General features: G+C 64.8%; 15 protein-coding genes and 1 tRNA gene. 1 reads left to right on the plus strand and 15 read right to left on the minus strand.

Going from position 1 to position 13,349, the window contains the following annotated elements:
* Positions 1 to 68: 68 nt before the first annotated feature.
* From WA237_RS15195 to fabD, 15 genes are all read right to left on the minus strand, one after another.
* Positions 69 to 143 (minus strand) — tRNA-Phe (locus tag WA237_RS15195).
* Positions 144 to 221: 78 nt separating this feature from the next.
* Positions 222 to 416, minus strand: coding sequence for a DNA gyrase inhibitor YacG (locus WA237_RS15200; RefSeq protein ID WP_009812245.1), 195 nt, complete (start codon positions 414 to 416; stop codon positions 222 to 224).
* Entirely contained in the window at positions 413 to 1,450 is a 1,038-nt protein-coding gene (locus WA237_RS15205) for a ribonuclease E/G (RefSeq protein ID WP_009812246.1), read from the minus strand. Before WA237_RS15205 ends, WA237_RS15200 begins: the two co-directional genes overlap by 4 nt.
* Entirely contained in the window at positions 1,447 to 2,025 is a 579-nt protein-coding gene (locus tag WA237_RS15210) for a Maf family protein (protein WP_286908699.1), read from the minus strand. Before WA237_RS15210 ends, WA237_RS15205 begins: the two co-directional genes overlap by 4 nt.
* A gap of 24 nt (positions 2,026 to 2,049) precedes the next feature.
* Positions 2,050 to 2,268, minus strand: a complete 219-nt coding sequence (gene infA / locus WA237_RS15215) for a translation initiation factor IF-1 (RefSeq protein WP_005978431.1) — start codon at positions 2,266 to 2,268, stop codon at positions 2,050 to 2,052.
* Between the two features lie 85 nt (positions 2,269 to 2,353).
* The gene (locus tag WA237_RS15220; RefSeq protein WP_336098680.1) at positions 2,354 to 3,238 is read right to left on the minus strand and encodes a carbon-nitrogen hydrolase family protein; all 885 of its coding nucleotides are present in this window, start codon (positions 3,236 to 3,238) and stop codon (positions 2,354 to 2,356) included.
* A 109-nt stretch (positions 3,239 to 3,347) separates the two neighbouring features.
* Positions 3,348 to 3,623: a type II toxin-antitoxin system RelE/ParE family toxin gene (locus tag WA237_RS15225; protein WP_336098682.1), complete on the minus strand. Its 276-nt coding sequence runs from the start codon at positions 3,621 to 3,623 to the stop codon at positions 3,348 to 3,350.
* Positions 3,616 to 3,909: a type II toxin-antitoxin system RelB family antitoxin gene (gene relB / locus WA237_RS15230; RefSeq protein WP_336098683.1), complete on the minus strand. Its 294-nt coding sequence runs from the start codon at positions 3,907 to 3,909 to the stop codon at positions 3,616 to 3,618. Before relB ends, WA237_RS15225 begins: the two co-directional genes overlap by 8 nt.
* Positions 3,910 to 4,226: 317 nt before the next feature.
* Positions 4,227 to 6,023 carry an ABC transporter transmembrane domain-containing protein gene (locus WA237_RS15235; RefSeq protein WP_336098685.1) on the minus strand — a complete coding sequence of 599 codons (1,797 nt, stop codon included), beginning with the start codon at positions 6,021 to 6,023 and terminating at the stop codon, positions 4,227 to 4,229.
* A 166-nt stretch (positions 6,024 to 6,189) separates the two neighbouring features.
* Positions 6,190 to 7,344, minus strand: a complete 1,155-nt coding sequence (gene mltG, locus WA237_RS15240) for an endolytic transglycosylase MltG (protein ID WP_009812252.1) — start codon at positions 7,342 to 7,344, stop codon at positions 6,190 to 6,192.
* The gene (gene fabF / locus WA237_RS15245) at positions 7,344 to 8,603 is read right to left on the minus strand and encodes a beta-ketoacyl-ACP synthase II (protein WP_040617748.1); all 1,260 of its coding nucleotides are present in this window, start codon (positions 8,601 to 8,603) and stop codon (positions 7,344 to 7,346) included. The genes mltG and fabF overlap by 1 nt, the downstream gene beginning before the upstream one ends.
* Before the next feature lie 114 nt (positions 8,604 to 8,717).
* Positions 8,718 to 9,461: a 1-(5-phosphoribosyl)-5-[(5-phosphoribosylamino)methylideneamino] imidazole-4-carboxamide isomerase gene (locus WA237_RS15250; protein ID WP_336098687.1), complete on the minus strand. Its 744-nt coding sequence runs from the start codon at positions 9,459 to 9,461 to the stop codon at positions 8,718 to 8,720.
* 214 nt (positions 9,462 to 9,675) lie between these two features.
* Entirely contained in the window at positions 9,676 to 9,909 is a 234-nt protein-coding gene (locus WA237_RS15255) for an acyl carrier protein (protein WP_009812255.1), read from the minus strand.
* 252 nt (positions 9,910 to 10,161) lie between these two features.
* The gene (gene fabG, locus WA237_RS15260; protein ID WP_009812256.1) at positions 10,162 to 10,899 is read right to left on the minus strand and encodes a 3-oxoacyl-[acyl-carrier-protein] reductase; all 738 of its coding nucleotides are present in this window, start codon (positions 10,897 to 10,899) and stop codon (positions 10,162 to 10,164) included.
* Between the two features lie 63 nt (positions 10,900 to 10,962).
* Positions 10,963 to 11,904, minus strand: a complete 942-nt coding sequence (gene fabD, locus WA237_RS15265; protein WP_286908802.1) for an ACP S-malonyltransferase — start codon at positions 11,902 to 11,904, stop codon at positions 10,963 to 10,965.
* Positions 11,905 to 12,058: 154 nt separating this feature from the next.
* Between fabD and WA237_RS15270 the strand changes: the two genes are divergently transcribed.
* Complete coding sequence (locus WA237_RS15270; RefSeq protein ID WP_336098689.1) at positions 12,059 to 13,291, plus strand: cytochrome b/b6 domain-containing protein; 1,233 nt, start codon at positions 12,059 to 12,061, stop codon at positions 13,289 to 13,291.
* Positions 13,292 to 13,349 lie beyond the last annotated feature (58 nt).

Below are 13,349 nucleotides of genomic sequence, written 5' to 3' on the forward strand. Positions count from 1 at the left end.
ACGCCATGTCCTACGCCCGCGCAGTTTCCAAAAGAAACCGAGGGATATCAGCAGGTTATGACCTAAGGTGGTGCCCGGGGGCGGAATCGAACCACCGACACGAGGATTTTCAATCCACTGCTCTACCCCTGAGCTACCCGGGCATGGGGAACGGTGATCCGTTCGGGTGCAGGCGTTCTAGGGCAGTGTTTCGGGGGTGTCCAGAGGGTTTGAGAAAAAAATCAATGCGGTTTCACATCGCCGTCGTCGCGGGCCTTGAGCGCGGCATCGAGCGCCTCTTCCATATCCTCCGGATCGTCCGAGGGAATGGCGTAGCTGCCCGACAGCCACTTGGCCAGATCGACATCGGCGCAGCGCTTGGAACAGAAGGGGCGAAACCGCTTGTCGGTCTCTTTGTCGCAGATCGGGCAGCTCATCCCGCAGCGCCCTCGAGCAGCGCGGCGAGCGCGATCCGGTCGCGTTTGCGCTGCAATTCGTAATGGCCAAGCGGCGTCCAGCCGACGAGCGCGGTTTCCACCTGATCGGCCCGGAACGCGGCGCGCAGCGTGCTCTCAAAGCCGCGCCGGTCCTTCTTGGGCATCGGCGCCAGATCGAGCACCACCTGCCCGCCAAGCCCCCGCAGCCGCAGCTGTCGTGGCAATTCCCGTGCGGCGGCGAGATTGGCCTTGTGCCCCGCCGCAGGCGAGGTGTCGCCGCCGGTGTTCACATCCACCGCCACCAGCGCGCGGGTCGGCTCGATCCACATCGACGCCCCCCCCGAGAGCGGCACCGCATCCTGGCGCAGCGCCTCGAGCTGGTCGAGCACCTCTTCGCGGGCAAAGCCGCCCGGCTCGGTGATCACATCCGCCGGCATCGCCCAGTCGCGCCAGGCCAGCCCATGCGGCCCGTCGCCTTCGAGCAGGACCTCCGCCGCGCCCTCGGCATCCGCGGTGATCTCTTCGGCCAGGCTCCGCATCGCCGCGATATCCTCGGCGATCTCTTCGGCCTCCGCCTCTTCCGCCGCCGAGCGCAGGATAAGCCCCATGGCGCTGCCCTCCATCCCGGCATGGGCCAGCTCCAAGAGCGCATCGCGGCGATCGTCATCGCGGATCGACCGGCTGATGTTGAGCCCCGGCGCCTCGGGGGTGACAATCGCATAGCGGCTCTTGAAGAGGATCTTGGCGGTGACCGGGATGGCCTTGCCCGGCTCGGCATGGCCCGTCACCTGCACCAAAAGCGTCTGACCGGGGGCGAGCCCCTTGATCTGCCGCAAAAACGCCGTGCCATCGGGGGTGGTGAGGAACATCCCGCCCTGCCCCTTGACCGGCCGCTGCGCCACGGCGCGATAGATCGTGCCGAGACGCGGCGCATCGCCGCCATCGATCAGCAGATCGGCAAGCCGCCCGCGATCCATCAGGGCCGCCGCTTCGCGCCCTTCATAATGATCGAGGATAATCGTGTGGTCCGTCATGTGCCGCTCTTCCAGATGGGATAGCCCGCCGCCTGCAGCAGGGCCGATGTTTCCGCCAGGGGCAGCCCGACCACGGCGGTAAACGACCCGCCAATCCAGGGGATCAGCGCCCCGGCCGGCCCCTGAATGCCATAGCCGCCCGCCTTGCCCTGCCAGTCGCCCGTGGCGATATAGCCGTCGATCTCGTCTTGCGAGAGGGATTTCATCCGCACCGAGGTCACCACATCGCGATGCCAGAGCCGCGCGCCCTTGCGCAGCGCCACCGCGGTGATCACCCGATGCCGGCGCCCCGACATGGCCGCCAGAAAGCCGCGCGCCTGCGCCTCATCCTCGGGCTTGCCAAGAATGCGCCGCCCGAGCGCCACGGTGGTATCGGCGGCGAGCACGATATCGCCCTCGCCCGCCGCCACCGCACGGGCCTTTTCACAGGCCATGCGCAGACAATAGGGGCGCGGCAATTCACGCGATTGTGGGGTTTCGTCGATATCGGCGGGGCGGATGTCATCCGGCACCACGCCGATCTGTGCCAGAAGGTCCCGTCGGCGCGGGCTGGCGGATCCAAGGATCAGCTGCATGACTGCCCCCGCGCCGGACGTGGATTATTTGAAACGATAGTTGATCCGACCCTTGGTCAAATCATAGGGGGTCATCTCGACCTGTACCTTGTCGCCAGCCAGAACACGGATGCGGTTCTTGCGCATCTTGCCTGCCGTATGTGCGATGATCTCATGGCCATTCTCTAGCTCGACCCGAAACGTCGCATTGGGCAGGAGTTCCTTCACGACACCGGGAAATTCGAGCGTATCTTCCTTGGCCATGTTGTCTCCTCATAGACAGTTCTCCGCTGAATTCCGCGGATCGCGCTCTACATGGTCCTGTTTCCGCAGTTTTTCAAGCGGATTGTCACCCAAGGGTCACTTCTGTGACCTCGCGGACGCGCTCGGGCTGCTCGTCCCAATGGCTCCGGTTGAGAACCCCGCCATCGGCGCGCACCTCCGCCACCCGGCCAAGATCGACCTCGCCCACCGTCCAGCCCGGCGTGTTGAGCGTGCCTTCGGCGATTACCCCGGTCGAGGGAAACCCCCGGTCCGGCGGGCCGAAAATGCCCCCCATGCCGACGTTTTCATCCACCGCGGGGCACCAGGGCGCCGGTCCGACGATCGACGACATGGCGGTGACGCATTGCTGTTCGAGCGCCCGCGCCATCGATCCGATCCGCACCCGCCAATAGCCCGCCAGCGCCTCGGTGGCCGAGGGCACGAGGATCAGCTCCGCTTCGCTGAGCGCCCGCGCCAAGAGCGGATATTCGCTGTCATAGCAGATCAGCACCCCGATCTTGCCAAGCCGCGTGTCAAAAAGCTGCAAGGGCCCGCCCGGCACCACGTCCCAAGGGTCGCGTTCGAATCGGGTCATGATCTGCTTGTCCTGCACGCCGACGCCGCCCGTGGGCGAAAAGAGCCGCGCCCGGTTCACCGGACGCGCACCATAGGCCTCGTCAAAGACCGGGGCGGAGGCCGCGAGAATATGCACCTTGTAGCGGCTCGCCAGCTCGGAATGGAGCGCGTCCGCCTCGCCGATCCGGTCCGACACAGCGTAGAGCGACCGCTCCAGATCGCCCGCCGCCTCCGGCCCCTCGAGCATCGCCAGCTCCATCGCGCCATATTCGGGAAAGACGAGGATCTCCGCCCCCGTCTCCGCCCCGCGCGACACCCAATCCTCGAGCTTGGCGGCATAGGCGGCCCAGTCCTTCAGCGGGTCGAGCGAATAGGCGGCGGTGGCGACTTTCATATCGGGCTCCTCGGCATGGCGCGTCCCCCCTGAGGTAGCCCGCCACCGCGCCCCATGCAATGCCCGCCGCGCCGAAAACCCGCACGAGGATCGGCGCCCTAAATCCCGCTCAGGGCCACAACTGCGCCGCGTGCAACACACGCAGCACCACCACCGAGGTCGCGTCTTCGGCATAGACCACGATATAGTTGGGCCGAACGACCAGCTCCCGCGTCCCCTCAACCCGTCCCAGACGGCCGCGTTTGGGATGCGCCGGAAGCTGCCCGACCTTGTCTTGAATTTCCGTCATCACGGCGAGGGCTGCGTCCGGGTTGTCATCCGAGATGTAATCGACAATCGCCATCAGATCATCGACCGCCGGAGCCAGCCAGCTGAGGTCAGCCACCGCGCTTCCCGTCGATCAGCGCCCGCGCCTCTTGCATCACCTGATCCTGCGGCTTTGCCGGGCGCGGATCGGCCAGCGCCTCCTGCACCTTGGCCCGGAACCACGCGTCATAGCTGTCCGGATCGGCCGTCAGACCGGCAGGCAACCCGCCCTCCGCCGCCACCCGCGTCAGCAGGATGCGCACCGCATCCGAGAGCGTCAAACCGACACCCGACAGCGCCTCGGCGGCCTGCGCCTTGAGCTGGTCATCTACGCGAACATGAAGCATCGAGGTTTGGGTGGCCATGGCACGATCTCCTGTATCTCCACCCAATATAGGTCTCAATTGAGATACACTCAAGCCAGCTTGGAAACATGCCCATGCCCATAGAAAAACCCCGGACGCGCAGCGCGTCCGGGGCCTGAACACAAGAACACTCTTAAGGTCTTCACACAGAATTTCGGTTACACCGCCGATGACAATCTGCCGTTAAGACAGGATGCACTGGCTCCGAAACACCAAGTACAGGCGCGCCATACTTGGCGCCCTCCCCGCAGCGCTTCCACATCTCCGGGTTGGTTCATATCTAGGGCCCCCACCGGAGAGATTGCAGGGGGAAACGCCTAGACGACTTCCCCATCGGTGAATTGCAGCCGCGCCAAACGGGCATAGAGCCCGCCTTCCGCCACAAGGCTGTCATGGGTGCCGCTGGCGACGATCCGGCCCTCTTCCATGACGATGATCCGGTCGGCCTTTTTCACCGTGGCCAGCCGATGCGCGATGACGATGGTGGTGCGGTCGCGCGACATGGTCTCGACCGCCTGCTGCACCGCCCGCTCACTCTCGGCATCGAGCGCGCTGGTCGCCTCATCCAACAACAGCACCGGCGCATCGCGCAGGATCGCCCGGGCAATCGCCACCCGCTGCTTCTGCCCCCCCGAGAGCATCACCCCCCGCTCGCCGAGATAGCTGTCATAGCCCTCGGGCAGCGCGCTGATGAACTCATGCGCCGCCGCCAGCCGCGCCGCCTCTTCGACCTCCGCATCGCTCGCGTCCAACCGGCCAAACCGGATATTGTCGCGCGCCGAGGCGGCAAAGATCACCGGGTCCTGCGGCACCAGCGCGATATGTTTGCGAAACGCCTGCCGCGCCATCTGGTCGAGCGGCACGCCATCGAGGCTCACCGTGCCGCTGGCCGGATCATAGAATCGCTGGATGAGCTGAATGATCGTCGTCTTGCCCGCCCCCGAGGGACCGACCAGCGCCACGGTTTCTCCCGGCGCAATCGTCAGCGTCAGATCGTCGAGCGCCGCCCGGTCGGGCCGCGACGGATAGGAGAAATTGACGTGATCGAAGGTGATCCCGCCGCGCACCGGGGTCGGCACCGGCTGGGGCACCTCCGGGTCGCGCACCGCATCCTCGGCATGCAGCAGATCGACCAGCCGCTCGGTCGCCCCCGCCGCGCGCTGCAACTCACCCCAGATTTCCGACAGCGCCGCGACGGACCCGGCCACCAGCACCGCATAGATCACGAATTGCACCAGCATCCCGGCGCTCATCGTCCCCAGGCGCACATCCCGCGCCCCGATCCACAGCACCGACACCACCCCGGCAAAGACCAGAAAGATCACGATCACCGTCATCAGCGCCCGGGTGAAAATCCGCCGCCGCGCCGCGTCATAGCTCTGCTCGGTCACCGCGCCAAACCGCGCCCGGCTCTGATCCTCATGGGTAAAGGCCTGCACCGTCTGCACGCTCAAAAGCGCCTCGGACGCATTGCCCGAACTTTCCGCGATCCAGTCCTGATTCTCCCGGCTCAGCCCCCGCAGCCGCCGCCCCAACGTCAGGATCGGCACCAGGATGAGCGGCACGATCAAGAGCACCAGCCCCGCCAGCTTGGCCGAGGTAAAGAGCATCAAGGTCAGCCCGCCGATGAAGATAAGCGCATTGCGCAGCGCGATCGACACGGACGAGCCGATGACGCTCAGGATGAGCGTCGTATCGGTGGTGATCCGGCTCAGAACCTCGCCGGTCATGATCCGCTCGTAAAACGCCGGGCTCATCCCGATCACCCGGTCGAACACCGCCTTGCGAATATCCGCCACCACCCGCTCGCCCAAGCGCGTCACCAGCGCATAGCGCAGCCCCGTGCCCAGCGCCAGAAGCGCCGCGATGAGCAGCGCCGCGGTGAAATAGCGATCCAGAAGCGCGCCATCCTGCGCGTTGAAATTATCCACCACCCGGCGCACCGCCATCGGCAGGATGAGCGAAATGCTCGCCGTCAGGATCAGCGCCCCGAGCGCCGCCACCAGCAACAGCCGATAGGGCCGCAAAAAGGGCCAGAGCGCCGACAGGCCGCCGATCCTTTTCGAGCTTTCCCGCTTTGCCAGCTCCGCATCCAAACCGCCACGCCGCGCCATATGTCGTCTCCCATCAATTGCCGGTCTTGATGGCGGGTGCCGCCGCAAGGGTCAAGCGCGTTCCCCGAGACATAAACGCCGAGGGGCCCGCGACATCTGCGCGGGCCCCAGGGCGAAAATTCGGACTGTCGTGTTACCGTCGCAATACCGACGTGGTACCGACCCGCTATTGATTGGCCCGCTCGGCCTCGATCTGACGCCAGCGGGCGACATTGGCGTTATGCTCTTCCAAGGTCTCGGCAAAGGCATGCCCGCCCGTTCCATCGGCCACGAAGAAGACGAAATTCGTCTCCCCCGGATTGGCCGCCGCCTTGAGGCTGGCGCGTCCCGGGTTGGCAATCGGCGTCTTGGGCAGACCGTCAATCACATAGGTATTCCAAGCGGTTTCCTTGCGCAGCTCAGACTGCCGCAGCCCCCGGCCCAGCACACCCTTGCCCTCGGTGATGCCATAGATCACCGTCGGGTCGGTCTGCAGCCGCATGCCGCGGTTGAGCCGGTTCACAAAGACGCTCGCCACCTGTTCGCGCTCTTCCGCGACCCCGGTTTCCTTCTCGATGATCGACGCCAGCTTGAGCAGGTCCTCCGGCGTCTCGATCGGCAGGTCCTCATCCCGGTTTTGCCAGGCCTCGGCCAGAAGAACCTCTTGGGCTTGCTGCATTTTCTTCAAGAGCTCAACCCGGCTCGCGCCCTCGTTGACCTCATAGCTGTCGGGCGCCAGCATGCCCTCGGCAGGGATCTCTTCGACCTCTCCGGCCATCACATCCACCGACTTCAGACCTTCCACGATCTGCCAGCTGGTCGTGCCTTCGGCAATCGCGATCCGATAGCGTGTATCCCCCGCCTGCCGCACCCGCGTGAACTCTGCCGGCACCTCGCCCTCACCGGGCGTGAACTCGGCAATCTCGACAAAGCGGTTGGTGGTGGGATCCAGCTCGCGCACCTCGACCTCGGACCGGGTCACCCCGATGCGATAGACCACTTCCGTGCCACAGGTGCTGGCCCCGCCGCGGGTCACGAGATCGACGATCTCACCCATGCTCGCCCCTTCCGGGATGAGCCAGCTGCCGGCCTTGAGCTGCCCGGTCTTCTCGGCGTAATCCGCCCCGATCCGCAGCAGCGCCGGATGCGTCACCGCCCCGTCTTTTTCCAACTGGAGCGAGACCTTACGCATGTTCGACCCGCTCGGAACCCGCAGGCAGATCGGCTCAGCGAGAGGCCCTTCGGCATGGTAGGTCGACTGCCCCCAGAGGATCACGCCCCCCAGCAGGAAGGTGATCACAACGAAAAAGGTCAGCGCGTTCGAGGCGATATGCCGCCACATTATCGAAGCTTCCCGATACAGAGGCTGGCGTTGGTGCCGCCAAAGCCAAAGCTGTTGGACATGGCCACGTCGACCTTGCGCTCCTGCTTGACGTTGGGAACCAGATCGATCGGGCTTTCCACCGCCGGATTGTCGAGGTTGATCGTCGGCGGCACCACCTGATCGCGCACCGCGAGGATCGAAAAGATCGCCTCAATCGCCCCCGCCGCGCCGAGCAGATGCCCGGTCGCCGATTTGGTCGAGCTCATCGCCGCTTTCGACGCCGCATCGCCCAGGAGACGTTCCACCGCCTTGAGCTCGATCGTGTCGGCCATGGTCGATGTGCCATGGGCGTTGATATAATCCACCTCGGACGGGTCGATCCCGGCATGGCCGAGCGCCATTTTCATCGCGCGATAGCCGCCATCGCCATCCTCGGACGGCGCGGTGATGTGATAGGCATCGCCCGACAGGCCATAGCCGAGGATTTCGGCATAGATCTTGGCGCCCCGCGCCTTGGCATGTTCGAGCTCTTCGAGCACGACAACCCCCGCGCCCTCGCCCATGACAAACCCGTCGCGGTCTTCGTCATAGGGGCGGCTTGCGGCCTTGGGATCATCCGCGCGTTTGGTCGACAGGGCCTTGCAGGCGTTGAACCCGGCGATGCCGATCTCGCAGATCGCCGCCTCGGCACCCCCGGCCACCATCACATCGGCATCGCCGAACATGATCAGCCGCGCCGCGTCGCCAATCGCATGGGCGCCCGTCGAACAGGCGGTCACCACCGAATGGTTCGGGCCTTTAAAGCCATAGCGGATGCCCACCTGACCGCTGATCAGGTTGATCAGCGCGCCGGGAATAAAGAAGGGCGACACCCGCCGCACACCCTTGTCCCGGATGAGAAGCGTGGTCTGTTCAATGGATTGCAGCCCGCCAATGCCAGAGCCGAGCATCACGCCCGTGCGCAGACGGCTTTCCTCGTCCTCGGGCATCCAGTTTGCATCCCGCACCGCCTGATCGGCCGCCGCGACACCGTAAAGGATGAAATCATCCACTTTACGGCGCTCTTTCGGCTCCATGTAATCATCGGCGTTGAACGTCCCGTCGGAGCCATCGCCCATCGGCACTTCGCAGGCATATTTGGTGACCACGTTCTGCGGGTCGAAACGGGTGATCGTTCCAGCACCGGACTGACCGTCCAGAAGGCGGCTCCAGGTTTCTTCCACGCCATCCGCAAGAGGCGTGACCAATCCAAGACCCGTAACAACGACACGACGCATAATGCTGCCCTTTATCTTGCCAAGTTCCGCGCCTCATACCCCGGCTTGGCCCCGATGGGCAAGTCCGGGACTGTGCAGATGCGCGACAGCCCCGAAGTTTACCCCTTTTTTCGCTTATTGGAAGGCCGCGACCGGCCCTTTCGTGGCGCTCGCCAGCGCCAGCGCCTCGCCGAGTTCGACATCGCGCGACAACAGCGCCCGCCCGATCAGCGTGCCGGCGATATTCGGCACATATTTGAGCCGCGCCACATCATCGGCACTGCGCACCGTGCCGCGCGCGATGACCGGATGCCGGGTCTGTGCCGCGAGCGACGTGATGAGCCCGAGACTGCCGTCGCTGTCCTCGATATCGGCGTCCACATCGGTGAGGATGATCCCCGCCAGCGGCGCATCGTCGAAGGCCTTGATATAGTCGGCCGGATCAAAGGCGCTCTGGCTCTGCCAGCCTTCGGTCATCACCGCGCCCTGATAGATATCCACCGCCAGAACGATCTGATCGGGGTGGTATTTCGCCAATTCGCGCAGCAGATCCGGATCATGCGCCGCCATTGTGCCGATGACGATCCGCCCGGCCCCCTGCCCGATCCAATGTTCAACCCGCTCACGCGACCGGAACCCGCCGCCAAGCTGCACGGGAATGCCCACCGCGCGGATGATCTCGGAGATCAGCGCCTCATTGCCCTCGCCACCAGCGAGCGCATCCATATCGGTCACATGCATCCATTCGGCCCCGGCCTCGACAAAGCTCCGCGCCGTCTCGACCGGATCGACATGCCACAGCACCGGCTCGTCAAGACGACCCCGGGTCAGCGACACGCATTTGCCGTTCTTCAATTCAAGTGTGGGATAGATAATCATGGAAGCCTGTCCTCCTTCAGAACCAGTAAGCCCCCGACATTGGGCAGCACGCTAAGCTTGTGGGAAAACACCTGGGGACCATGATCCCAAATCGGCACTCTCGCGTCAAATTCCGGCGGCCCCCGCAGAAATCCGGCGAAAGCGCGCACAAAAGAAAACCCCCGCCACTGGGACGGGGGTTTACCAAACTCGCAAGATGCGTTCGCAGCGGGGCTTAGGAGGCCTCGTTGATGAATTTCACCGCGTCGCCGAAGGTCTGGATGTTCTCTGCGGCGTCATCGGGGATCTCGATGCCGAACTCTTCTTCGAAGGCCATGACCAGTTCGACCGTGTCGAGGCTGTCTGCGCCCAGATCGTCGATGAAGGAGGCGCTTTCAGTGACCTTGTCTTCTTCGACGCCAAGATGTTCCACAACGATCTTTTTCACGCGGTCTGCGATATCGCTCATGCCAAATTCCTCTTCGTTTCACTCGGACCTTGCGGCCCATTCGCACCGGCCCGCTAAGGCTGCGGCACCGGGTTTTCTGTTCTGCCCTGCGGGCGGCGGTCACGGCCCAGTTCCCACCGGAACGTCAGAAGCCTTGAACGCCTCCTAGCCAATCTGCGCCGCCTATAGCACATGCCGCGCCATTGGCAAACGATTTGTCCAGAATGGGGACTGGCGGCAAAATTGCAAGGGGGGACCTTGCGGATCGCCGCCTTAGATCATCGCCATTCCGCCGTTCACATGCAGCGTGCTGCCGGTGACATAGCCCGCCTCGGGGCTCGCCAGATAGAGCACCGCCGCGGCGATTTCCTCGGGCGTGCCCATGCGGGCGGCGGGAATCTTGCCATTGATGGCGGCTTTTTGATCATCGTTGAGCTTTTCGGTCATCGCCGTGGCAATGAACCCCGGTGCCACGGCATTGGCCGTGATGCCCCGGCTCGCCACCTCGTAGGCAATGGATTTGGTCATGCCGACCATGCCCGCCTTGGAGGCGGCATAGTTGACCTGACCGGGGTTGCCGGTGGTGCCCACGATGGAGCTGATGTTGATGATCCGGCCCCAACGCGCCTTCATCATCGGGCGCATCACGCCCCGGCACAGGCGCATCGTGCTGGTCAGGTTGACATCGAGCACCTGCTGCCATTCCTCATCCGACATGCGCATGAAAATCTGGTCACGGGTGATCCCGGCATTGTTGACGAGAATATCGAGCCCGCCCATCGCCTCGATCGCCTGTTTCGGCAGCGCATCGACCGCGTCGCCATCCGACAGGTTGCAGGGCAGCACATGCGCCCGCTCGCCGAGCTCGGCGGCCAGCGCCTCGAGCGGCTCAACCCGCGTCCCGCTCAGCCCGACGGTCGCCCCCGCGCCATGTAGCGCCTTGGCAATCGCCCCGCCAATGCCGCCCGACGCGCCGGTGACCAATGCGTTTTTCCCAGTGAGATCAAACATATCCTAAACCTTCTTTTTGTGCCCTCGGGCACGGCATCCTGTTGTGGCGCGCTCTTTTGGCGATCAGCCCTGAAGCGCCTCGGCCGCGGCTTTCACCTCATCCGGCGTGCCCACGGTCCGCGTGGCCGCCTCGCGGTTGATCCGACGGATCATCCCGCTGAGCGCCTTGCCCGCGCCGATTTCCCAGAACTCGGTGACCCCATCGGCCACCATTTGCTCCACCGACTCACGCCAGCGCACCGAGCCGGTGACCTGGCTCACCAGAAGCGAGCGGATCGTCGCCGGGTCTTCCGCCGACCGCGCGATGACATTGGCCACCAGCGGCACTTTCGGCGCGTGGATCTCCACATCGTCGAGCGCCTCGGCCATGACCTTGGCGGCAGGCGCCATCAATTCGCAATGGAAAGGCGCCGACACCGGCAGCAGCATCGCCCGCTTGGCGCCCCGCCCCTTGGCAAGCTCGACCGCCCGCTCGACCGCCGCCTTATGGCCCGACACGACCACCTGACCGGGGTCATTGTCATTGGCGGCCTGACAGACCTCTTGCTCGGCGGCCTCGGCGGCCACCTCGCGCACCGTGTCGAAATCGAGCCCCAGCAGCGCCGCCATCGCGCCCTGACCCACCGGCACCGCCTCTTGCATGGCCACGCCACGGGTGCGCAGCAGACGCGCGGTATCGGCGATGGACATCGCCCCCGCCGCCGCCAGCGCCGAATATTCGCCCAGCGAATGCCCCGCCACAAAGGCCGCCGCATCAATGCTCACGCCTTCCGCCTCAAGCGCCCGCATCGCCGCGAGCGAGGTGGCCATCAGCGCCGGCTGCGCGTTCTGGGTCAGGGTCAGCGTGTCCTGCTCGCCCTCCCAGATCAGCTGCGACAGCTTTTCGCCCAGCGCCTCATCGACCTCGTCAAACACGGCCTTGGCCGCCGGATAGGCCTCGGCGAGGGCCTTGCCCATCCCGATCGTCTGGGCACCCTGCCCCGGAAATACGAATGCTCGGCTCATGAAACCCTCTCCCAACTAGCCTTTGTCGTCGGATACCGTGCATTGGCCGGCAAGGCAACGCTCACATCCGTGCACATGTCCCGTGCAATGGCGGTGATTGTGCTGTTACGCGAATAGATTACCATTGCGGCAACCTGAGTTTCGGAGACGAGATATGTCCACGTCCAACACCGCCGCCAGCTACGGCTCGGTCGCAAAAACCTTTCACTGGCTCACCGCCCTGCTGATCCTGTCCAACATCGGCTTTGGCCTCGTGGCCTCTTGGCAGGCCGAGGCGGTGCAGGCCGCCGGGGCCCAGCCGAGCGCCGCCGATCTGGCCCGCGCCGCCTGGCTCTTTTCCACCCACAAGACCCTTGGGGTGACGATCTTTTTCGTGGCACTGGCCCGCATCCTCTGGGCCGTGACCCAGCCCAAGCCCGGTTTGCTCAACGGCGATCACCGGGCCGAGGCGATCCTGGCCGAGCTCGTGCATTGGCTACTCTATGGCTCTCTGGTGCTCGTCCCGCTCACCGGCTGGATCGACCACGCGGCGACCACCGGCTTTGCACCGATCTGGTGGCCCTTCGGCCAAGGCCTGCCCTTCGTGCCCAAAGACCCGCATGTGGCCGAGCTCTTCGCCACGCTGCATTATATCCTGCAATGGGTGCTGATCGGTGCGATTGCGCTGCATGTCCTGGGCGCGCTCAAACATCATGTGATCGACAAGGACGCCACGCTGCGCCGGATGCTGCCCGGCAACACCCGTGGCGAACCCACGGCCAAGCAACCGGGCCATGCCCTGCCGATCCTCGGCGCGCTCGCGGTCTGGGCCGTGGCGCTGCTCGGTGCGAACCAGCTCGGCTGGTTCCCCAGCACCCATGACGCCCCCGCCGCCCAGGTCACCCAGACCGAGGCCGAACCCGGTCAATGGCAGGTCACCTCGGGCGAGCTCTCCATCGCGATCCAGCAGATGGGTCAGGAGGTCTCGGGCCAGTTCGCCAATTGGAGCGCCAATATCACCTATGACGAGACCCCGGATGCCGAGGGCAAACATGGCGCGGTCGAGGTCAGCATCGACACCGGCTCGCTCAGCCTTGGCAGCGTCACGGATCAGGCCACCGGCCCCGATTTCCTCGCCAGTGGCAGCTTTCCCACCGCCACCTATGCCGCCGTTTTGCGTCAAAATGAGGACCGACTGGTTACCGACGGAATACTGACCATTCGCAGCATCGAGGTTCCGCTGTCTTTTCCGGTCACTCTCACCATCGAGGACGACACCGCCACAGCCAGTGGCAAGACCAGTGTCGACCGCCGCGCCTTCGGCATCGGCGACAGCGTCTCGGACGAAGGATCGCTCGCCTTCGACGTGGTCATCTCCTTCGACCTGACCGCCACCCGGGCTGAGTGACGAGTGGGCAAAAGAAACCCCTGCGCAGATCGCTCCGCGCAGGGGTAAACACTTGTAA

The sequence above is a fragment of the Roseovarius sp. CH_XMU1461 genome (assembly GCF_037027165.1).
GTDB classification, from domain to species: domain Bacteria; phylum Pseudomonadota; class Alphaproteobacteria; order Rhodobacterales; family Rhodobacteraceae; genus Roseovarius; species Roseovarius nubinhibens.